The organism is Robbsia andropogonis, assembly GCF_034047095.1.
Lineage (GTDB): Bacteria > Pseudomonadota > Gammaproteobacteria > Burkholderiales > Burkholderiaceae > Robbsia > Robbsia andropogonis.
The window spans coordinates 123,075-141,916 of sequence record NZ_CP139168.1; the positions used below are offsets into that span (position 1 = coordinate 123,075).

Annotated in this window: 19 protein-coding genes, 4 pseudogenes and 1 other annotated feature; of the genes and pseudogenes, 11 read left to right on the forward strand and 12 right to left on the reverse strand. The window is 57.6% G+C overall.

Annotation, left to right across the window (positions count from 1 at the left end):
- Nucleotide 1: 1 nt before the first annotated feature.
- The 4 genes and pseudogenes from SJQ66_RS12280 (at nucleotide 2) to SJQ66_RS12295 (ending at nucleotide 2,227) form a co-directional block, all read left to right on the forward strand.
- Nucleotides 2–856: a hypothetical protein gene (locus tag SJQ66_RS12280; RefSeq protein ID WP_320534316.1), complete on the forward strand. Its 855-nt coding sequence runs from the start codon at nucleotides 2–4 to the stop codon at nucleotides 854–856.
- Between the two features lie 63 nt (nucleotides 857–919).
- Complete coding sequence (locus tag SJQ66_RS12285; protein WP_320534317.1) at nucleotides 920–1,225, forward strand: hypothetical protein; 306 nt, start codon at nucleotides 920–922, stop codon at nucleotides 1,223–1,225.
- Between the two features lie 163 nt (nucleotides 1,226–1,388).
- Nucleotides 1,389–1,526: pseudogene (locus tag SJQ66_RS12290) on the forward strand (helix-turn-helix domain-containing protein); the annotation flags it as partial.
- Nucleotides 1,527–1,696: 170 nt separating this feature from the next.
- Nucleotides 1,697–2,227 carry a hypothetical protein gene (locus SJQ66_RS12295; RefSeq protein WP_320534318.1) on the forward strand — a complete coding sequence of 177 codons (531 nt, stop codon included), beginning with the start codon at nucleotides 1,697–1,699 and terminating at the stop codon, nucleotides 2,225–2,227.
- A 73-nt stretch (nucleotides 2,228–2,300) separates the two neighbouring features.
- Here the strand turns inward: SJQ66_RS12295 and SJQ66_RS12300 are convergent, their stop codons facing one another.
- Nucleotides 2,301–2,606 carry a hypothetical protein gene (locus SJQ66_RS12300; RefSeq protein ID WP_320534319.1) on the reverse strand — a complete coding sequence of 102 codons (306 nt, stop codon included), beginning with the start codon at nucleotides 2,604–2,606 and terminating at the stop codon, nucleotides 2,301–2,303.
- 189 nt (nucleotides 2,607–2,795) lie between these two features.
- Nucleotides 2,796–3,014: pseudogene (locus tag SJQ66_RS12305) on the reverse strand (transposase domain-containing protein); the annotation flags it as partial.
- A gap of 306 nt (nucleotides 3,015–3,320) precedes the next feature.
- Between SJQ66_RS12305 and SJQ66_RS12310 the strand changes: the two are divergent.
- Nucleotides 3,321–3,521: a hypothetical protein gene (locus tag SJQ66_RS12310; RefSeq protein WP_320533730.1), complete on the forward strand. Its 201-nt coding sequence runs from the start codon at nucleotides 3,321–3,323 to the stop codon at nucleotides 3,519–3,521.
- On the forward strand, nucleotides 3,511–5,589 hold the full coding sequence (locus SJQ66_RS12315; RefSeq protein ID WP_320533729.1) for a recombinase family protein: 2,079 nt from the start codon (nucleotides 3,511–3,513) through the stop codon (nucleotides 5,587–5,589). The genes SJQ66_RS12310 and SJQ66_RS12315 overlap by 11 nt, the downstream gene beginning before the upstream one ends.
- On the opposite strand, the pseudogene tnpC reads toward SJQ66_RS12315, so the two are convergent.
- A pseudogene (gene tnpC, locus SJQ66_RS12320) lies at nucleotides 5,587–6,345 on the reverse strand (IS66 family transposase); the annotation flags it as partial. The gene SJQ66_RS12315 and the pseudogene tnpC overlap by 3 nt on opposite strands.
- A 64-nt stretch (nucleotides 6,346–6,409) precedes the next feature.
- A complete protein-coding gene (ltrA, locus tag SJQ66_RS12325) occupies nucleotides 6,410–7,657 on the reverse strand; it encodes a group II intron reverse transcriptase/maturase (protein WP_320534320.1) in 1,248 nt (415 codons plus the stop codon).
- Between the two features lie 200 nt (nucleotides 7,658–7,857).
- Between ltrA and SJQ66_RS12330 the strand changes: the two genes are divergently transcribed.
- A protein-coding gene (locus tag SJQ66_RS12330; RefSeq protein WP_320534321.1) for an IS3 family transposase occupies nucleotides 7,858–9,092 on the forward strand; the annotation gives its coding sequence in 2 pieces (ribosomal slippage) (nucleotides 7,858–8,146 and nucleotides 8,146–9,092; 1,236 coding nt in all).
- Nucleotides 8,136–8,252, forward strand: a sequence feature (AL1L pseudoknot). Its footprint overlaps the gene before it by 117 nt.
- 417 nt (nucleotides 9,093–9,509) lie before the next feature.
- Here the strand turns inward: SJQ66_RS12330 and SJQ66_RS12335 are convergent.
- The 3 genes and pseudogenes from SJQ66_RS12335 to SJQ66_RS12345 form a co-directional block, all read right to left on the reverse strand.
- Nucleotides 9,510–10,097, reverse strand: a pseudogene (locus SJQ66_RS12335) (IS66 family transposase zinc-finger binding domain-containing protein); the annotation flags it as partial.
- A 59-nt stretch (nucleotides 10,098–10,156) separates the two neighbouring features.
- Nucleotides 10,157–10,492, reverse strand: a complete 336-nt coding sequence (gene tnpB / locus SJQ66_RS12340; RefSeq protein WP_320534322.1) for an IS66 family insertion sequence element accessory protein TnpB — start codon at nucleotides 10,490–10,492, stop codon at nucleotides 10,157–10,159.
- Complete coding sequence (locus tag SJQ66_RS12345; protein WP_320534323.1) at nucleotides 10,489–10,872, reverse strand: transposase; 384 nt, start codon at nucleotides 10,870–10,872, stop codon at nucleotides 10,489–10,491. The genes tnpB and SJQ66_RS12345 overlap by 4 nt, the downstream gene beginning before the upstream one ends.
- Before the next feature lie 92 nt (nucleotides 10,873–10,964).
- On the opposite strand from SJQ66_RS12345, the gene SJQ66_RS12350 reads away from it, so the two are divergent.
- The 4 genes from SJQ66_RS12350 (at nucleotide 10,965) to SJQ66_RS12365 (ending at nucleotide 14,996) form a co-directional block, all read left to right on the forward strand.
- Nucleotides 10,965–11,444: a hypothetical protein gene (locus SJQ66_RS12350; RefSeq protein WP_320534324.1), complete on the forward strand. Its 480-nt coding sequence runs from the start codon at nucleotides 10,965–10,967 to the stop codon at nucleotides 11,442–11,444.
- A gap of 6 nt (nucleotides 11,445–11,450) precedes the next feature.
- Nucleotides 11,451–14,597 carry an error-prone DNA polymerase gene (locus tag SJQ66_RS12355; RefSeq protein ID WP_320534325.1) on the forward strand — a complete coding sequence of 1,049 codons (3,147 nt, stop codon included), beginning with the start codon at nucleotides 11,451–11,453 and terminating at the stop codon, nucleotides 14,595–14,597.
- A gap of 100 nt (nucleotides 14,598–14,697) precedes the next feature.
- A complete protein-coding gene (locus SJQ66_RS12360) occupies nucleotides 14,698–14,793 on the forward strand; it encodes an H-NS family nucleoid-associated regulatory protein (protein WP_407691502.1) in 96 nt (31 codons plus the stop codon).
- Nucleotides 14,794–14,798: 5 nt separating this feature from the next.
- Nucleotides 14,799–14,996 carry a hypothetical protein gene (locus SJQ66_RS12365; RefSeq protein ID WP_320534326.1) on the forward strand — a complete coding sequence of 66 codons (198 nt, stop codon included), beginning with the start codon at nucleotides 14,799–14,801 and terminating at the stop codon, nucleotides 14,994–14,996.
- Nucleotides 14,997–15,044: 48 nt separating this feature from the next.
- Here SJQ66_RS12365 and SJQ66_RS12370 read toward each other — a convergent pair whose 3' ends face one another.
- From SJQ66_RS12370 to SJQ66_RS12390, 5 genes are all read right to left on the reverse strand, one after another.
- Nucleotides 15,045–15,209 carry a PAAR domain-containing protein gene (locus SJQ66_RS12370; RefSeq protein ID WP_407691503.1) on the reverse strand — a complete coding sequence of 55 codons (165 nt, stop codon included), beginning with the start codon at nucleotides 15,207–15,209 and terminating at the stop codon, nucleotides 15,045–15,047.
- Nucleotides 15,206–16,747, reverse strand: coding sequence for an AcrVA2 family anti-CRISPR protein (locus SJQ66_RS12375; RefSeq protein WP_320534327.1), 1,542 nt, complete (start codon nucleotides 16,745–16,747; stop codon nucleotides 15,206–15,208). The genes SJQ66_RS12370 and SJQ66_RS12375 overlap by 4 nt, the downstream gene beginning before the upstream one ends.
- A gap of 205 nt (nucleotides 16,748–16,952) precedes the next feature.
- Nucleotides 16,953–17,228: a PAAR domain-containing protein gene (locus SJQ66_RS12380; RefSeq protein ID WP_320534328.1), complete on the reverse strand. Its 276-nt coding sequence runs from the start codon at nucleotides 17,226–17,228 to the stop codon at nucleotides 16,953–16,955.
- A gap of 36 nt (nucleotides 17,229–17,264) precedes the next feature.
- Nucleotides 17,265–18,005 (reverse strand): putative type VI secretion system effector, encoded by a 741-nt coding sequence (locus SJQ66_RS12385; RefSeq protein ID WP_320534329.1) that lies wholly within the window; start codon nucleotides 18,003–18,005, stop codon nucleotides 17,265–17,267.
- 97 nt (nucleotides 18,006–18,102) lie between these two features.
- Nucleotides 18,103–18,840, reverse strand: a complete 738-nt coding sequence (locus SJQ66_RS12390) for a putative type VI secretion system effector (protein ID WP_320534330.1) — start codon at nucleotides 18,838–18,840, stop codon at nucleotides 18,103–18,105.
- Between the last annotated feature and the right edge of the window lie 2 nt (nucleotides 18,841–18,842).

Consider the following 18,842-nt stretch of genomic DNA (forward strand, 5'->3'; position numbering starts at 1 on the left):
GATGCTGCCGCTTGATACGGAATGGCGCCAAGGTGATCTTCTTTCTCAGGAATCAGCTACCAAATTAACGACACTGAAGGGCGTGGTTGACGAAAACCATCGCATCGTCGTCATTACGCATGACTGTGACCTTCAAAACGAAGGGGAGACCTCAGTCGAAATCATCATCGCCAATGTGGCCGCCACAGCTAATGCGCAGTACACCTACGCAAAACACCCGCGTACGCTTCATCTAAATTACTCGTTGCACGGCGTCGAGTCGATCGTTGTCGAACTTAGGCACGCGGAACGGCATACCATCCCTAAAGATGAGTTTCTAGCGCATGCGGCTAAAGATGACAGTGCCTTGTTGTCTGTTGATGCAAAACGCGCGCTGAAGCAGTGGCTCGCTGCTCGCTATGGCCGGCCTGCGTTTCCCAGTGCTTTTGAGGATCGGCTGAGGAAACCTATAGAAAAGAAAAATAGGGTTGAGCGGCAGATTGGGAAAATCCTCGCGCCTGAAGCGAAGCACCTGCTCGGCTTGTTCTTCGATCTGGGGGAACAGCGGTCGCAGGAAGTTCCGGTTGGTGAGCCTTACGCGCTATCGGTATCAGTGGTATACGACGCTAACGAGGGCGGTATGCAGGCGCGGCAGTCTGCAGAAAAGGTTGCAGACAATTTACGCAATCTTTTTTGGCATGCTTACGGAAAGCCCGACACCGCGACCGAAATCGCGCTCGATGCCTGCGAGGCTATTGCTGACACGGTTATCACTCTGGCCGACTTAAGGCGTGTGGACCAGTGGAGGCTGGAATATGTAAGTTTGAGCGATGATGATCAGGGAGACTTCCTGTCGGTCGGGGAAATGCCGGCCTGATGGGACGTTCGATTTATCAAATACCGACGTTCTCGTGCTAGATGTCTAGCGAGTGACAGGCACTTGAACTCCAAAATCGGCTATTTATTTTTCTTGAGGCTTGACATGTATAAGTCAATTATTCCTGCATCTGACTGGTATTTTGCGCATAAGCAAGTGCGGGACACTGATCCACCTATCGTATGGAATTTAGCTGCATGGGGAATGAAAGAAGATGGCGAAATCATCGGTCTTGTCGGTGCGTTTGGTGCAGAACAATCGAAGGCAGGCAAAATACCACATTTAGTTTCGGTTCCACCCGTACCAGGCGCTTACCTTCATTTGAGTCAGCTAACAGAGATTGAATTACAGCAAGCAAAAAAGCGGTGAGGCGCAGCCAACTGACAAACTGAGTCGGCTTTTCAGGGGGCGCTTCAGAAAACGGAAAAAATCGTACGCTAAGCCGGTTGCAGTGGCGGCAGCGGCCTGAACTTGCCCGCGCCGATCTTTGCGCCGCTGCGCCAGAGGTGATCATCGGACAGGCTGATGTGCTCCCAACCTGAACGACAGCAAGATAGCGTTGGCCAAGAAGCTGCTGGCAAACGGCGTCCAGCCCAAGGACGTGGCCAAGAACCTCGGCGTGTCCATTCCGACGCTGTACCGCTGGGTGCCAGCTTCAACGCATGCTTAGCGTACGATTTTTTCCGTTTTCTGAGACGACTTTTGGGTGATCGTTCTTCAGGCCATTTCGGCCGCCGTCATCGGCTTAGCGTACTTTGGCGAACATTTCGTCGAACGCCTCCGTAAACGACTAGATGCTTCTAGTCTGTTCCAAATTCTTGCCATTTGAAGAGATTGAAGATGACTTGGCTCTTTCAGATTGACGACTCCCATCCGATTACTTTTACCATTTATGAAAATAGCGCACATGGAATGCAGGGTGAGTGTGCCAGCCTGTTTTTTCCAAACTCTGTGACTGGGAATTTCCCTGTTGAGCGTCTGAAAGAAGCGAAGCTTAGCTGGAGCTTGAACGCATGCGATGTTCCGGACGTAAATATTGACGGCAACAATGCGGGACTATTAGAACAGGTACGTTCCAAACCGAATGGTTTGCACGTTGGTATCTTCATGTATCCAGGTCGCGAAACACAAGGCGAGGACTCCGTTCATATCGAGCTAGTTGTACCGCCAGAAATTTATGGCCGGTATCAACGTCTCGTTGAGCTATCACTTACTTCGAAGATCCCGCTGAGACGAACATTTTCAGTCCCTTTTCATGGATTCCGAGTTCCTACAGCAGAGACGAAAACGCCGACATGGGAGGAGTTTTTGCAAGGAAAGCCATCCTTGTATGAGGAATTCGGCTTTTCGTTAGGGACCGTTCCTGCATAGCGCTACCAATGGCATTCGGTTAAGGCTTCGGCGCGGCACCAAACGAATTCGGGGTTCTAAGCGGGAATCCCAGTTACGCGCGCCACGGGGTGCTGGTGCGCACGTGCGTCAGGACATCTCGACGTTCAGACGGCGTGAAGCCATGCCGGTCAAGCAGTTCCACCAGCTTCAGTAAGACCTCCGTCGACGTCTGATGCGGCTGGTGCCAATGCAGGCGGTTGGTTTGTTCGCGGCCGATCTGGGCTGCCGCGCGCCGCCAGTCATGCGTTGCAACGACCGAGGCACGCCAGGCTGCGCGGTCAGCAAAGCCGGCGTTCAGCACGTCGACGTCCCGAAGGAAGCTGTCGACTTCCGCCTCCTGCGCTTCAGGACCCTTCACGGTGCCGAGGATCGCGTCGTTGTTGTTGCGTGCCGCACGGATGAGCTGCGCCTGAGAGCTTGCGATCAGTGTAAGCGTCGACCGAAGGCATCTTGTTAGCCGCGTATTTCATGTGGCCGGGTATCGAATGGCGGCATGCCGGTAGTGCCCATTTAAAAATAAATGGGCACTTTAATAAGCCTTTTAAGCTTAGCGGGGTTTGCTGGAAGCAATGTTCCACGGCAGCAGGTCGTCGATCTGGTTAACCGGGTGGTCGGCGATGCGCGTGAGCACATCGCGCAGATACGCTTCGGGCTCGATGCCGTTCAGTTTGGCCGTACCGATTAGGCTGTACATGGCGGCCGCACGTTCGCCCCCTGACTCCGAGCCAGCAAATAGATAATTCTTGCGGCCCAGCGCAATTTCCCGTTCATTCTGCCCATATCGGGCAGGAAGTCGAGATTCATTATCGTTGGCATCCGCTGTATGGGCGTCGCGTCAAGGTTAAAGACATCGAGCGTCGCGGCGGAGGTCAGGTCGTCCATGTGGAGGCGGACCCCGGTGTAATCAGGATGATCGCGGGATGGATGCTCGATGCCGCGATTTGTTCAGCGATGGTTCTCGGCGAACCGAGAGTTACCGTAGCGACACTGCATAATCTGCATCAATTGCTGGTCGATCTGCATTTGCGGGGAAACTCTCCGGACGGTTCCACCAACGTCCGGGAGAAACGCAATGGGCAATCTGCCAAACGTCGTTCCAGCAGGTCAACAGTTATCGCGGTCGATGCCGCCCCAGATGAACCTGATGTTCGACGCGGTCGAGCTTCAGGGGATGAACGCGGTGCAACGGGCAAACACGCTCAGGCATCTCGCATGCCTGTTGATGCAGGCGGCGGGCATCCCGACTGCGAAGGGGCGTAACGATGACGAATGATGATCGTTTGCCCGCAGATCTTCTTAAACGCAAGGCGGTAGTTTATGTCCGACAGTCCAGCCGAACGCAGGTCCAACTGAACCTCGAGAGCCGGCGCCGGCAGTATGACCTCGTGCAGGAAGCAAAGCGACATGGATTTCGCGACGTCGAAGTCATCGACGACGACCAGGGACGCTCGGCGAGCGGCACAGTTGCGAGACCGGGCTTTGATCGTCTGGTCGCGTTATTGTGTGCAGGCGATGTCGGCGCAGTGCTTTGCCTGGACGCCTCACGCCTTGCCCGCAATGGACGCGACTGGCATCATCTGCTCGAGCTCTGTGGTCTCGTTCAAGCGCGGGTAATCGACCTTGACGGTGTGTACGATCCTTGCCGGGCAAATGACCGGCTATTACTTGGCATGAAGGGCAGCATCAGCGAATTCGAACTCAACGTGCTTCGAACGCGCATGCACGACGCCAAACGAGAGAAGGCACACCGTGGTGAATTACGTATCAGCGTGCCGGTCGGCTATATCTGGCATCGTGATGTTGGTCTGGGTTTCGATCCAGACGCACGGTTGCAGGAAGTCATACGCCTGATTTTTACTCGTTTCCGGCAACTGGGCAGCGCGCGGCAGGTTCTGCTGTCGATGAACGCTGAACAGGTCCACTTCCCGCGCCCCTCTGACGGCCGGACGCTGACGCGGGTCGACTGGACTCCAATACGCTACCGTAACGTGATTTCGGTGCTCAAGAATCCGTTCTATGCTGGTGTCTACGCGTATGGCAAGAGCGGCAAGCAGATGACGATCGTCGAAGGCCGGGCACGCAAGAGCTACAAGCACCGCAAGCCGTTTGAGAACTGGGACGTCATGCTCCGGGAACACCACGAAGGCTACATCGACTGGGCGGAGTTTGAACGCAACCAGAAGAAGCTCGCGACAAATGCTTACGGCAAGGCGGGCGACGTAAAATCCGGTCGTGGTGGCCGCGCGCTGCTCGCTGGCCTGCTTGCCTGCGCACGCTGTGGACGTCGCCTGTCGGTGGCCTACGCTGGACGTATCCCGCAGGCCGTGTACCGGTGTGACCGCTTCGACACGTCAGCGCGATGTATGAGGTTCGGTGGTTCCCGTATCGATGCGACTGTCAGCAAGGAGCTTCTGCGCGTCGTGGAGCCATTGGCGATCGAAGCGGCACAACAGGCTGAGCAAATGCACATGGATACCCTGAACGAGCAGCAACAGATCGTGGAACTCGAACTGCAGCAGGCCCAGTACGAGGCCACGCTGGCTGAGCGGCGCTACGCCGCCTGTGATCCCGAGAACCGCCTGATTGCCGCGCAGCTGGAGAAGAACTGGGAAGCGGCATTACGTCGTGTACAGGCCTGCCAGACGCGCGTGGAGACGGTGACTGCACCAAAGGCGCAGGCTCCCCTGCCTGACTTTACGAAGCTCGCCGAAGATCTTCATGCTGCGTGGAATGCACCGAGCGTCGCCATGCGCACACGTCAACAGCTTGTTCGCGCGCTCATCGTCGATATCGTTGCCGACGTCGACGAGGCTACACGCGAAATCATTCTGACGATCCACTGGCAAGGCGGTCAACATTCCCGGCTACGGATTCGCAGGCCGCGAACTGGCGAGCATGGCTGCAGTACGTCAGACGAAGCGCTCGCGGTTATTCGCAGCATGGTAACCCGATGGTCCGACGAGGACATTGCTGCATCACTGAACCGCATGGGAATACGCACAGGACAGGGCAAGACCTGGACCGCACATCGTGTCAGCTCTGTACGGCATGTCCGCGATATCCACGCCTACAAGTCGGCAGATAAGGATGGCGACTGGCTGACGATGTCTGAGGCAGCGAAGGAGCTTGGTGTCACTCACTACATGATCCGGCGTTTGATCAACGATCGGATTCTGCCTGCCGAGCAGGTCGTGCCTGATGCCCCATGGCAGATTCGGACGATCGATCTGCACAGCGAAGCGGTTACCGCAGCACTGGCGCGCAAGTATCGCCCGTGTCGCAACGATGTCGAAGGCCAGATCCCAATGTTTATCCAGGTTTCAGAAGGAGGTGCACAATGAACGCCCCGTTGCGATCGGGCGAATTTGATTTTCTGCCCAGTTATTATCAATGGGCAATTGGCTATCGTCCAAGAATCGCGTGAGCGCTTCCCAGCGACGTAGGCTGTAGTCGAGCGCCTTAGCGATTGCGGACCCTTCGCTTACCTGCTGACGTTGCAGTAGCATCCATGTATGGAGCGCATCGGCAATCGGTCGACTTCGTCGCTGCCGTCGTTCGTGACGCTCATCGGGTTCTAGATTTTGTACTTCGCGCTCGATTTCGTAGAGCTGCCCAATGTGTTGCAGTGCCTCTTCGGCAATCTGGCTTTTATTGCTCGCGTGCAACTCGTAGAACTTGCGCCGTGCATGCGCCATGCAGCCGATTTCCGTCACGCCCTGGGCGAATGAGGCTTTGTATCCGCTGAAGTCGTCGCAAACGAGCTTGCCCTGCCAGTTGCCGAGGAAGGCACGAGCATGTTCTCCCGCACGGCTCTCAGCGAAGTCGTAGACCACGCCCTTCATTGACTCGAACGCCCCAGGACAGTAAGTCCAGAGATAGGATCGGTGCGTCTTATGTTTGCCTGGCACCAGCATCGAGACCGGTGTTTCGTCCGCTTGCAGCACGCGGTGCTGAACAATTTGCGCACGCAGGGCGTCAACTAACGGCTGCAACTGCACCCCGCATGCGCCAATCCACGCGCCCATGGTGGAGCGAGGGATGGCGAAGCCCGCGCGCTCGAAGATACTCTCTTGACGGTAAAGCGGGAGGTGAGTGGCGCAGGGGAATCTCACCCCTGCGCTCTCCCAGAACCGGACGTGAATCTCTCGACTCATCCGGCTCCTATCGTCCAGTCGCTTGTATTGCCGCGCCCCAATGCGGACATAGCGTCGGAGCGCGATGTTGAAGATCAGACAGCCAATCCCAGGCCCTCGAGATATGGCCGCGAAGCTTCTTGTACTTGCGTCGCGCCCATCGCACTAGATGGAAGTCCAGTGCCTTCAGGGAACGTTGCAAGGTCGACGGATGGAAGAGCCCGTAATACCGTACCCAACCAACAATCTTCGGTCGAAGCCGCGCTAGCAGCTCCCCCAAATCATATCGGCTCAGGCGAGATAGGCCCCAATCACGCATCTCCTGCCGCATAGCTTTCGCCGCTTTGTCGCTCACGGCCGGCGAGAAGCTTGTGAACAACTCCCCTCGCCGATTCATCGCCTGTCTTGGCTTAAACGTATAACCAAGGAAGTCGAACCGCTTCACAGCAAAGTCACCACGCCGATTCGCATCGACGCAATATACGACCTGAGTTTTCTCTGGATGCAATTCCAACTGACACTGTGCCATACGAGCTTTAAGATCAGTCAATAACGACTGCGCCTCCGCTTCGCTTTCACAATGGCAGATGACGTCATCCGCATAGCGTTCAAACGACACCGTAGGATGATGTCGCTCCATCCATTTGTCGAACGCGTAATGCAGGAAGAGGTTTGCCAACAAGGGACTAATAACACCCCCTTGCGGCGTGCCTCTATCGCGCATTTGCCGTGTTCCGTCCGGCATCACCACATCCGCGCTCAGCCAGCGCCTAACATACAGCGCAGCCCACCGGCAGTCGGTATGCCGCTGCACAGCTTTCATCAATAGGGCGTGATCGATGTTATCGAAGAACCCCTTGATATCAAGGTCAAGCACCCAGGGACGTTGCCAGCAACGACTTCTGGCAACGCGCAAGGCATCGTGTGCCGAGCGCCCCGGTCGATAGCCATAAGAATCCTTATGGAATACCGGCTCCAGCAACGGCTCAAGCCGTCGCCGAACGACCATCTGTGCAATCCGATCAGCAACCGTGGGAATACCCAGCGGTCGCGTTTTGCCATCCCCCTTCGGAATGTCAACTCGCTTGACCGGTGACGGGAAGTAGCTGCCCGAGGCCATTCGATTCCAGATCCGGTAAAGATTCCTGCTTAGATCTCGATCGAACTCGATGATACCGACCCCGTCAACTCCGGCCGCGCCACGATTCGCTTTGACGCGCTTGTACGCGTCCCAAACTTCACGCTTGGTAATATCAAACGACTTTGCCTCAGACATGAACGTCATCCCCTTGCAGGTTGTGTCCATGCTGAGACCGAACGACGACGCCCCTTCGGTCCAGCTCCATTACAGAGCCTTCTACCCTACTACGAGCATCTCCGTCCCTGTGCCCCGCATCGGTACTCTCGTTCTCGCAGAGGCTTTCCATGAATCGCCCCGGGTTTTGAGTTGGCACCAATTCTTGAGAGAATAGTGCCATGACCAAGACAAACAAATTTTCCCCAGAGATGCGCGAGCGCGCGGTGCGCATGGTGCAGGAGCACCGTGGCGAATACCCGTCGTTGTGGGCAGCAGTCGAGTCCATCGCGCCGAAGATAGGCTGCGTGCCGCAGACGTTGTTGGATTGGGTGAAGCGCGACGAGGTCGACAAAGGGCAGCGTGAAGGTCTGTCCAGCGACGAACGGGAGCGCCTGAAGGCGCTGGAACGCGAGGTCAAGGAACTGCGCCGCGCCAACGATATTTTGAAGACGGCCAGCGCGTTTTTCGCGCAGGCGGAGCTCGACCGCCGCTTGAAGTCGTGAAGGCGTATATAGACCGGCATCGCGATGCATACGGGGTCGAGCCCATTTGCAAAGTCTTGCAGATTGCCCCGTCGTGCTATAGACGCCATGCTGCTCGGCAGCGCAACCCGGCGCTGCGGTGCGAGCGGGCTCAGCGCGACGACGTGCTCATGGCAGAGATTGAGCGAGTCTGGAACGCGAATTGGCAGGTTTATGGTGCCGACAAGGTCTGGAAGCAGATGAACCGCGAAGGCATCCGTGTTGCGCGCTGTACGGTCGAACGGCTGATGAAGCGTCGAGGTTTGCAAGGCGCGCGACGTGGCAAGACGGTGCGTACCACGACGCCAGACACATCAGCATCATGCCCGTTTGACCGGGTTCAACGCGTGTTCAGAGCGCAGCGCCCGAACCAGCTATGGGTGTCGGACTTTACCTATGTCTCGACGTGGCAAGGATGGGTGTATGTCGCATTCGTCATCGATGTCTTCGCGCGGCGCATCGTCGGTTGGCGATTGAGCCGCACGATGCGCACAGACTTCGTTCTTGATGCCTTGGAGCAAGCGTTATATGACCGTCAGCCTGCTGCGTCGGATGCTCTCATACATCATTCGGATAGGGGGTCCCAATACGTATCCATTCGATACACCGAGCGCCTCGCTGAGGCTGGCATCGAACCGTCGGTTGGCAGTCGCGGCGACAGTTACGATAATGCGCTCGCCGAGACCATCAACGGCTTGTACAAAACGGAACTGATTCACCGTCGAGCGCCGTGGAAAACGAGGGAATCGCTAGAGCTGGCTACGCTGCAATGGGTGCACTGGTTCAACCATATTCGACTGCTCGAACCTATCGGGTACATCCCACCGGCAGAAGCTGAAGCAAATTACTGGCGTAAAATCGCCCACGAGTCCCAGGAAGCTGTTTTAACTTAACCCAACCGGCCAACTCGATACCCGGGGCGATTCACCACTTGAACTTCTCCCTTAACATCGGGACGACAGGTTCTTACGTTCCTTACTGAAGCCTGATACAGAGTCACGCCGCCTTCATGCCGGGCGCCGGTCGAGCAGTCGGCAGGCTTCCCTCGACCTTCATCCCGGGCTAACCACCAAGGCCCGGTTTCGACGCCATCTATATACGTTTCGACACCACATCGACGGTTCATTTTCATTCGTCTCTCTGTACCGCACCTGACGCAGTCATTGCTGCGCCTTTTCCTCAACGCTCACCACCAGAGCTCTTTACCCCAGCAGCTTGAGGTGGTTTGGAGCCTGCTCCTGCAAACCGACTCCGAGGGGCCCACCCTCATCTTCAATAAAGCACCACAGTTCTCCTTCCTGCTATGGAGGCTGTGTTCGTAACACACGATGATCGCTGTATTTCGCGACCAATACGTGGGCCAACAGCCCCGCCGTAGGAATGCCTTTATCGATGACGTGCGCGTCGACGGGGGCTTGGATCAGCGTCTCGCACTTCGCACACGCCCACTTGCCCCGGATGTGTCGCTCGACCGTGAACACGCCCGGCGTATAGTCCAGCTTCTCGCTGACATCCTCGCCAATGCGTTTGAGTTGGCAGCCGCATTGGCACAGCGTTGATTCGGGTTCGTGGTGTAAAACGACGCGCGGCAATGCTGCTGGGAGCGCCGCGCGACGCGGTTTGTTCGGCTTGGTCTCGCGCGGCGGCTGCCCGGACATGTGCGCGAGTTCGTGTTCGACGGCAATCAGGTCGGCATCGATTGCCTCGTCCAGCAAGCTACGCTGCTCGGGTGGCAACTTCTCGCTCTTGGCGGCGAACTGCAAACGCCGCAGTACCGCGATCTCGTGGGTGAGCTTCGCGTTGACGGCCTCTTTGTGACGCACATCCGATATCAACTGCACGGCCAGTGCACGCAGTTCTTCTGCGCTCATGGACTGGAGTTGTGTCGGATCGATCATAGGCGCTATTGTGCCAGGGCAAGACGGCCTCGCCTATTGGCGCACGTGCCGATTGCCCTTCAGGTGACACGCACGACGGCACTGTCTCCCAGGCGTTGCCAAGGCAGGCCGAGCACCAGTGCTGCGAGTTGTTCCGAGGACAGTGGCAATGGTTGCCCGACGCCACGTTGCGGCCAGACGAAGCGGCCCGTGTTCAAACGCCTGGCTGCCAGCCACACGCCAAATCCATCATGCACAAGCACCTTGATCCGATTGGCTCGGCCATTGGCGAACACATAGGCATGGTGCGGGTGTGCGGCGCCGAAGACCTTGACCACGCGTGCCAGTGCGGTCTCGGTGCCGGCACGCATGTCCATGGGCTCGATGGCGAGCCAGATGGCGTCGATACGGATCACCGTAAAATCTCCCGCACCCAGGCGGCGCTGTCGTTCAGGCGCTCAGCAGGCCAATCAATGGCAATCGTGATGCCGTTGCGCTGCACTTCGATGCGCACCGGCACCGCGGGGCTCTCGGGCGCAGGTGACGTTACTGCCATTGGCAACGGGATGAATGCCGGCACCGTATCGATGTGCTGCATTGCCATCTTCGGTGCGGGTTTCTGGCCAGCCTCCTTGATCCAACGACGCAGCACATTGGGATTCATGCCGTGGGAGATCGCAAGGGCGGAGCACGACATGCCGAGTTGCTGACTTTGAGCGACCAAGTCGGCGCGAAATTCAGGGGAATAGGTACGATGGGTTCGTCCTTTACGGGACTGCTCTTCTATAGGGTACACGTGTCCGCATCCATGATCGTGGAAACGTATGCTCTTACGCGCTCATACCGAATGCCAGATGGGATAACCAGCCGCTTACGATTATATTGCGCTTGCGCGTTGACGATGTTCGAGCTGCCGAGCAATTGAGCGACTCGCTCTTTCCTGAGCCCGGCGGCACTCCCGCCGATCACGCGCGCCTGATCGAGCTGCTCGCCGCGCGCCTTGGCGAGGAGCGGTTGCGCAGGCCCGCACCGATTGCCGATCATCGACCAGAGGTCGCCAACCGGTGGGTTCCCTATCATCGCCCAGGGACAATCGCGCCCGCGAAACACTTGCGTCGCCCGCTTTGGTTATTGGACAAGCCGATCGAGCTTAAAACCCGCAATCACCGCCCCTTCTACGGAAGTGCGCTGCGTTTGGCATCCGCGCCTGAGCGCATCGAGGCTGGCTGGTGGAGCGAACCATTCGCCGCGCGCGACTACTTCGTCGCGCAGGGCGCCGACCATCGCTGCTATTGGATCTATCGGGAACGCGGCAGTCTCTCCGACGATACCGACCCACGCTGGTTCCTGCACGGACTGTTCGGGTAAAACGCCATGCTCGCATCCGTCTTCCTACCCGCCTACGCGGAGCTTCAATGCTTCACGAATTTCTCGTTCTTGCGCGGCGCATCGCACGCCGAGGAACTGGTAACGCGCGCCAAGGCACTCGGTTATACGGCCTTGGCCATCACGGACGAGTGTTCGCTCGCGGGGGTGGTTCGCGCGCATGCGCAAGCGAAAGCGGCAGGGATGCCGCTGTTGATCGGAGCCTATTTCCAACTGAGCGGGCCGGATGGTCAACCCGATGCCTCACTCACGATCCTTGCCCGCAACCGGGAGGGTTACGGCAACCTCTCAGAATTCATCACGATGGCGCGCACGCGCGCGAACAAAGGCACCTACCAGGTTGGCCGGGACGACTTCGCACGGCCCGCACGCCCTTATGGCCATCTGCGCGCCCTTCCCGACTGCACCGTGATCATCGGCACTCCGCCTGGTGCCGCAGAGGTGGACCAGGCGTTTTTGGCGCAAGTCGCTTGGGCCCTTGACACGTTCGGCGCGCGACTGTGGATCGGCTTGGCACTGCATGGCGGACCAGACGACGATTTACTGCGCGAGCGCGCCGAGAGCGCCGCCGCAGCGTACGGTGTGAAGATCGTCGCGCTTGGCGGGGTGTACATGCACGTGCGCTCCCGAAAGCCGCTTCAAGACACGCTCACGGCTACGCGACTGCGCAAGTCGATCGCCGAGTGCGGCTATGCGCTGGAGCCCAACGCCGAGCGGCACCTGCGTGCGCGTCTGCGCCTGGCTAACGTGTATGCGCCGGCGATGCTTGCAGCAACGCTCGACGTCGCCGCGCAATGCGCTTTCTCGCTCGAGACGCTGCGCTATGAATATCCGGACGAATTGGCTCCCCCCGGCGTCACCCCCGCTGCCTATCTGCGCCAGGAAACGTATATCGGCGCGTGTCGCCGCTATCGCAACGGCATTCCCTATGTCGTACAGGCGCAGATCGAACACGAATTGCAACTCATCGCGGATCTGAAATACGAGCCCTACTTTCTCACTGTCTACGACATCGTCCGATTTGCCCGCGAGGAAGGCATTCTTTGTCAGGGCCGCGGCTCCGCCGCCAACTCGGCTATCTGCTATTGCCTGGGCGTCACCGAGGTCGATCCACAGCGCGGCAATATGCTGTTTGAGCGCTTTATCAGCAAGGAGCGTAACGAGCCCCCTGACATCGATGTCGACTTCGAGCATCAGCGGCGTGAGGAGGTGATCCAGTACATCTATCGAAAGTACGGCCGTCATCGCGCAGCACTTGCCGCGGCGGTGGCCACGTACCGACCGAAAAGCGCGCTTCGCGACGCAGGCCGTGCGCTCGGTGTCGATCCGTCAATCATCGACAAGGTCGCCAAGTCCCACCACTGGTTCGACTCGAAAGAGGATTTGCTTGCGCGCTTTGTGGAAAGCGGCCTGGATGCCGATACGCCCATGATTCAGCAGTGGGCGAGGCTGGCCATCCAACTGCTGGGTTTTCCCCGGCATTTATCGCAGCACTCCGGTGGTTTCGTCATCAGCGCGGGCAAGCTATCGCGCATGGTGCCCATCGAAAACGCCGCGATGCCCGATCGTAGTGTGATCCAGTGGGACAAAGACGATCTCGACGCCGTTGGCCTGCTTAAAATCGACGTGCTCGCCCTCGGCATGCTCACCGCGATTCGCCGCACGCTCGATCTGGTGTCGGAGCAACGCGGTGAGTTTTTTGAACTGCAGGATATCCCGCCTGAGGACAGCGCGACGTACGACATGATCTGCCAGGCGGACACGATCGGCGTATTCCAGATTGAATCACGCGCGCAGATGAGCATGCTGCCGCGTCTGCAACCGCGCACATTCTACGACCTGATCATCGAGGTTGCCATCGTGCGCCCAGGCCCCGTGCAGGGTGGCATGGTGCATCCGTACTTGCGGCGCCGGCAAGGCCTGGAGAAAATCTCCTATCCGAGCGACGAGGTGCGAGGCGCGCTTGAGCGCACCCTGGGTGTGCCGATCTTCCAGGAACAGGTGATGCAAATCGCCATGGTGGCCGCCGGCTTCAGCGCCGGCGAGGCCGACCAGCTGCGCCGCGCGATGGCAGCATGGAAGCGCAAGGGCGGACTTGGCCACTATTACGACAGCATCGTCAACGGAATGCTTGAGCGCGGATACCAAAAGGCATTCGCGGATGCCTTGTTTGCACAAATCGAGGGGTTTGGCGAGTATGGCTTTCCGGAAAGCCATGCGGCAAGCTTCGCGCTGCTCGTCTACGCGAGTAGCTGGCTGAAGTGCCACTATCCGGCCGCCTTCCTCTGCGCCATGCTTAACAGTCAGCCAATGGGCTTTTATTCACCCTCTCAGTTGGTTCAGGACGCAAGACGCCATGGCGTCACCGTCTTGCCGGTGGATATCACCGCGAGCGACTGGGATAGCACCTTGGAAGGCGATATGGAGCGCCCGGCCGTGCGCCTCGGCTTATCGCGAATTACTGGTCTACGACAAGAGGCTGGCTGGCGTATCGAGGCCTCGCGCGCAATGCGGCCCTTCAAGGATGTCGCAGACCTCGGGCGGCGCGCCGATCTCAACCGCCGCGACTTACAGATCCTGGCTACGGCCGACGCCCTGCGGTCAATCGCCGGGCACCGGCGCGAAGCCCTGTGGCAAGCGATCGCATCGGTACCGGAAAAATCGCTGCTTCGTGACGCTGGCCAGGACGATGACACACCGAGCCTGGCCGCGCCACGAGAAGCCGAATCGATCGTCGCGGACTACCAAAGCACGGGCCTTACCCTTGGGCGCCACCCCGTCGCGCTCTTACGCACACACCTCGACAAACTCGGACTGGTGAATGCCCAAACGCTGGCCACTTATAAAAACGGACGCGTCACCCGCGGTTGCGGCATCGTCACCGTACGGCAGCGCCCTGGCACGGCCAAGGGCGTGCTGTTCATGACCCTTGAGGACGAAAGCGGGTCGGTAAATGTCATAGTTTGGCCATCGCTCCTGGAGCGGTACCGTAAGGAAGCGCTTGGCGCCACGCTGCTCGGCGTGCATGGCATCTGGCAAACTGACGGCAAGGTCAAGCACTTGGTCGCCAGGCGGCTTTTTGATATGACTGCCCTGCTCGGCGATCTCACAACGACGAGTCGCAACTTTTGCTAAACGGCGGTAGGCAGTTTTTTACAATGTGTTGACTAAAGATCGCGCTGTACCGTTTCACGATGGCTGAACTGGGCGTCCCGAAAACGCAAAAGTCCAGCCGATATATCGAGATCTAGAGACTGGCCGGACCTGGTCCGGTCGCGGCAAGCGGCCGCAGTCGATTGTCGACAAAGATCATGGCCAATCCTTGATCTAACGCCCATGATCACGCGCAAGCCTGAGCGTCTTCCATTAACCCGGCGGGGCACCAAATTCTTCTATCGTCCTGCATGTCTTGCATCGATAGGTATGAATGCCCATGCCGTGAAGGAGATATCCATAGTCCCTGTGTTGTTGCCACTGATGCTTGCCGAAAAAACACTTCACGACGCAAATAATTATTTGGCGCATCATTTTTAACTTTTCGAGAAAAGACGCTGATCACTCGCCCGGAGCACATAAGTCGGACTATTCAGAACACCCGCCGCGGCACCACTCATACGGTTTTATTTCCGTGGACAGGCGCGATATCAACACGGCCCCACAGCACGTTTTATGCCCATCGAGAGCAACCGCCTTCCCATCAACAATGAAATTCGGATTGCCTTCGACGATTAGAAGGTCAATGATCAGTTAAGACGGTCCGGCCGTACGATCGTCGGTCCCACGAAAATCAACTTGCGCAGCGCTGCCTGCGGCCCATGCGGCTGCATCCGGAAGTGCGGTCGCCGCCAATGTCCTCGAACCTCGTGATGGTCTCCGTCTCCACCAAGTGACGGTGCCAGCCCCGCATCCAGAATCGCCGGACCGACAATATGTCGGTCATAGAGCTGTTCGATCTCAGCCAGTCGTTCAGCGCGCCGGCGCTTGCCCAGACCATTGAACTGACGCGGTGCCTTGGTATACGCCTGCTCGTGTACGATCTGCGCATCTCGCGCATTCAGGTACAGCAACATTTTGATGCTGTAATCCATGGCGCCGCGCCAGAGCGCAAGTGTCTCCGCATCCTCAGGGTCCCGTGAGTTGCGAAAGGATTCATCGAGCAGCGCATGAATGGTTTTATCCGGATCGTCCAACGACAAGCTGATGACGTCCATCGCGCCGGTCGTCGCGCTATCCTGGCATGTCCACGCAACCAGGTCGAGCGTCTGTTCGGTGCGAAAAATGGCGATCGCCTCGACATCCCCCGCCTTCTTCCACCGCGACGGTTCGGGAATAATGCACACCGTGTCGGCTGGCAGCGTGATCATTCCGACCGGCACGTCGTCAGCAATGTAAGAGTCGTCGAGCAGTCGGTGCAAGGGGGGGGTCGGCTCATAGAACACACCATGACGCACCTCGAATGCAAGCCAGATGATGCTGTATTGCGCGATCATCCGGACCTGCATGGCGTTGAATCCGTCTGCCCCGTTAGGCAGTATGTCCCGGATGAACGGATCGATGAATCGCATCAGCGTAAGCACCCCTTTTGTCCTTAGCGCCTGAGTGAAGCTCTGCGAGTCCACCGCGTCTAACGCGTCCCGGGCGGCCTGCCACGCTTTCATTGCGCCACTCACACGATACCGCACGAGGCCCGGCAAGCGAGCGAGCTTCGGGTTGGCTGTATCGCTACTGCGGCTGATTGCTTCGATGAGCAAGGCACGAATCGTTGCGTGCTGCTGACGGGTTTCTTCTTCCCGTGTGGGCGCTCGCTCTACAAGTGGCTGCGAGCGGCGACGTTTGCGGTACTGGGCGATTGCCTCTGGCGCGTGCCGCACCTCAATCTCCATGGCGCCGGCCTGCCCACGATGCCGATCGTCCCACCCGGCTTCGAGGCGCAAATCACGGAACGCCATTTTTACGGCTGCGGGCGACGCGGGCACGCCCAACCACTCGATGAGTCTCGGGCGGATCTTCTGCCAGATGTAGTCAAGCAGTTCATCTGGGTCTTCGCCGTCCATCGGACGCACGTGACCCGCGCTCAACCATAGCGTGACCCCTGGTAAGAAACCAGCGCACCGTAGAGGTTGGCCATCCAGCGCCATCGAGCCAGACAGCACCACCTTGAAAAGGTCGCCGGAGGCAAGCATTGCGCCATCAGAAAGCAAGACGTGCTTCCCGAGCGCAAAGCGTAGCGATTCAATGTCAACTTCCGGAATGCTTTCGTCGGAAGTCAATGTCGGTCGATTCATGATCATGTAATGCGGGAATGTGGAGAACGCGCCTTATCTTGAAAAACCTTACACCTCGATCCAGCCGTTGCTCGCCAGCCGGGCGGCGATGCCGCCTATGCTCAGCGATCGTCCCAAACGGCTGGTCAAGACCAGCAGTACTTCTCAAACTTTACCAAGTCCGGCACGTCGACCTGGCTGAACGTATAGAGAAGAAAGATCTGCGTTAAGCAGACTTGCAGCCTGCATCAGCACTGGCCTTTACGTGGTTTTTCTCGCAGGGGCAAAGAACAAGATCGCCATCAAGCACGCAAGCGCGTCCGTCTTCTTGCATATCGGTGCCAGAGCCCTGGATCGGATGCTCTCCCGGACAATTGCCGCACGTCGCCATTTCACCATCCAACGCGACGCGCCTCTCGCCGTCGTACATGCTTGAAACTGCCGCGATGACATGGCCGCCTGTAGTAGTCGCGTCGCCATCACACACGAGTTCTTTACTCATCGTCTCTCAAATGAAGATCTAGCGTTCGATTGGTTTTTACTTTACGTCATAGCGAAAGATCAGCTTACCCATCTCCCAGGTATCCTCTGGTTGTCTTAGTTTTTTCGAAGCTTTTGGCAAATCGACGTTGGGTGGGTCAGACCAGCCGAAGGTCGCGAATATCTTGTTTGCCATCGGTAGCTGTTTCTTGAAACGCCAGCTAATTCTATATGCGATAAAAACCGCCATTACTTCAATGACTAACCAAATAACGAATAAGACCCTTCCAACAAATACCCACTCCTCGTAACTATCAGGTGGCGGCAATACTAAAAAAAGTGTTGGGGCTAAAGCGCATCCACTCCAAAATGTCAGTGACCATTTCATAAAGAATTTTGTAAGCGCCCGACTACCCCGCTCACAGTGCGGATGAACGCACAGAATGCCGTCCGAGCATCGCCTGATCGCATATCCTATCCAGTCCTCGCCCGCGCGCTCGGCCACGACCTCTACCTCATCCCCATTTTCGAAGACCGACAGCCAGATCCACGCGCGGACCGTTTCGCCGTTCAGGTTAAACGTCACAAGATCAGCTACCGTGTCCGTGAATTCGGTCGAAGCACTCAGATTCAGTGCAACATCGTTAAGGCCAGCAAGCGCCGCCACGAGCGCAGTACGCTCCATGGCTTGCTTGTCTGATTCCGTGAAGACAGTTTCGTAGGACGCGCGGCGCTTCGTCAATCCAGTAATGCTTCCACGCAGAAGTACGGTGGCCGTGTTGAGTGGACCATCCGTCATCTTGTCAGGGCACCTGAGCCGCCCGAGCGAATGCCATAGGTCGCCATAGGGACGAGTTTGCATATCGCTATGAGCATCCACATTTATCTTGCACAAGTCATACCTTACCGTAGCGGAAAATCAGCTTCCCCATCTCCCAGGTATCCTCTGGTTGTCTTAGTTTTTTCGAAGCTTTTGGCAAATCGACGTTGGGCGGGTCCGACCAGCCAAAGGTCGCGAATATCTTGTTTGCCATCGGCAGCTGTCTCTTGAAACGCCGACTGATTCTATATGCGATAAAAACTGCCAGAGCTTCTACCATCAACGTGGCTATCGCGATACTATTAAGTAAGCCAAACCACATGTCCATATCGTCTAAAGACCTGAGTAGTAGTAGGATGGTTACAACCAATGCACATCCGCTCCAAAATGAAACTGACCATTTGAGAAAGAACTTGAAGTTCGCTTTGCTCCCCCGCTCACAGTGCGGATGAACGGACAGAACGCCGTCCGAGCATCGCCTGATCGCATACCCTATCCAGTCCTCGCCTGCGCGCTCGGCCACGACTTCTACCTCATCCCCATTTTCGAAGACCGACAGCCAGATCCACGCGCGGACCACCTCACCGTTCAGATTAAACGTTACAAGATCGGCTACCGTGTCCGTGAACTCGGTCGAAGCACTCAGATTCAATGCAACATCGTTAAGGCCAGCAAGCGCCGCAACGAGCGCAGTACGCTCCATGGCTTGCTTGTCTGATTCCGTAAAGGCGGTTCTATAGGACGCTCGGCGCTTCGTCAATCCAGTAATGCTTCCGCGCAGAAGTACTGGGCCCGCACTCTGTTGATTTTCCATCG

Excerpts from the sequence above, each read along its gene's own strand:
- ltrA (WP_320534320.1), bottom strand. The coding sequence starts at position 7,657 with ATGTCTGAGGCAAAGTCGTTTGATATTACCAAGCGTGAAGTTTGGGAC.
- SJQ66_RS12365 (WP_320534326.1), top strand. The coding sequence starts at position 14,799 with ATGATCACGCGCAAGCCTGAGCGTCTTCCATTAACCCGGCGGGGCACC.
- SJQ66_RS12280 (WP_320534316.1), top strand. The coding sequence starts at position 2 with ATGCTGCCGCTTGATACGGAATGGCGCCAAGGTGATCTTCTTTCTCAG.
- SJQ66_RS12295 (WP_320534318.1), top strand. The coding sequence starts at position 1,697 with ATGACTTGGCTCTTTCAGATTGACGACTCCCATCCGATTACTTTTACC.
- SJQ66_RS12315 (WP_320533729.1), top strand. The coding sequence starts at position 3,511 with ATGACGAATGATGATCGTTTGCCCGCAGATCTTCTTAAACGCAAGGCG.
- SJQ66_RS12310 (WP_320533730.1), top strand. The coding sequence starts at position 3,321 with ATGGGCAATCTGCCAAACGTCGTTCCAGCAGGTCAACAGTTATCGCGG.
- SJQ66_RS12390 (WP_320534330.1), bottom strand. The coding sequence starts at position 18,840 with ATGGAAAATCAACAGAGTGCGGGCCCAGTACTTCTGCGCGGAAGCATT.
- SJQ66_RS12380 (WP_320534328.1), bottom strand. The coding sequence starts at position 17,228 with ATGAGTAAAGAACTCGTGTGTGATGGCGACGCGACTACTACAGGCGGC.
- SJQ66_RS12385 (WP_320534329.1), bottom strand. The coding sequence starts at position 18,005 with ATGACGGATGGTCCACTCAACACGGCCACCGTACTTCTGCGTGGAAGC.
- SJQ66_RS12355 (WP_320534325.1), top strand. The coding sequence starts at position 11,451 with ATGCTCGCATCCGTCTTCCTACCCGCCTACGCGGAGCTTCAATGCTTC.
- SJQ66_RS12375 (WP_320534327.1), bottom strand. The coding sequence starts at position 16,747 with ATGAATCGACCGACATTGACTTCCGACGAAAGCATTCCGGAAGTTGAC.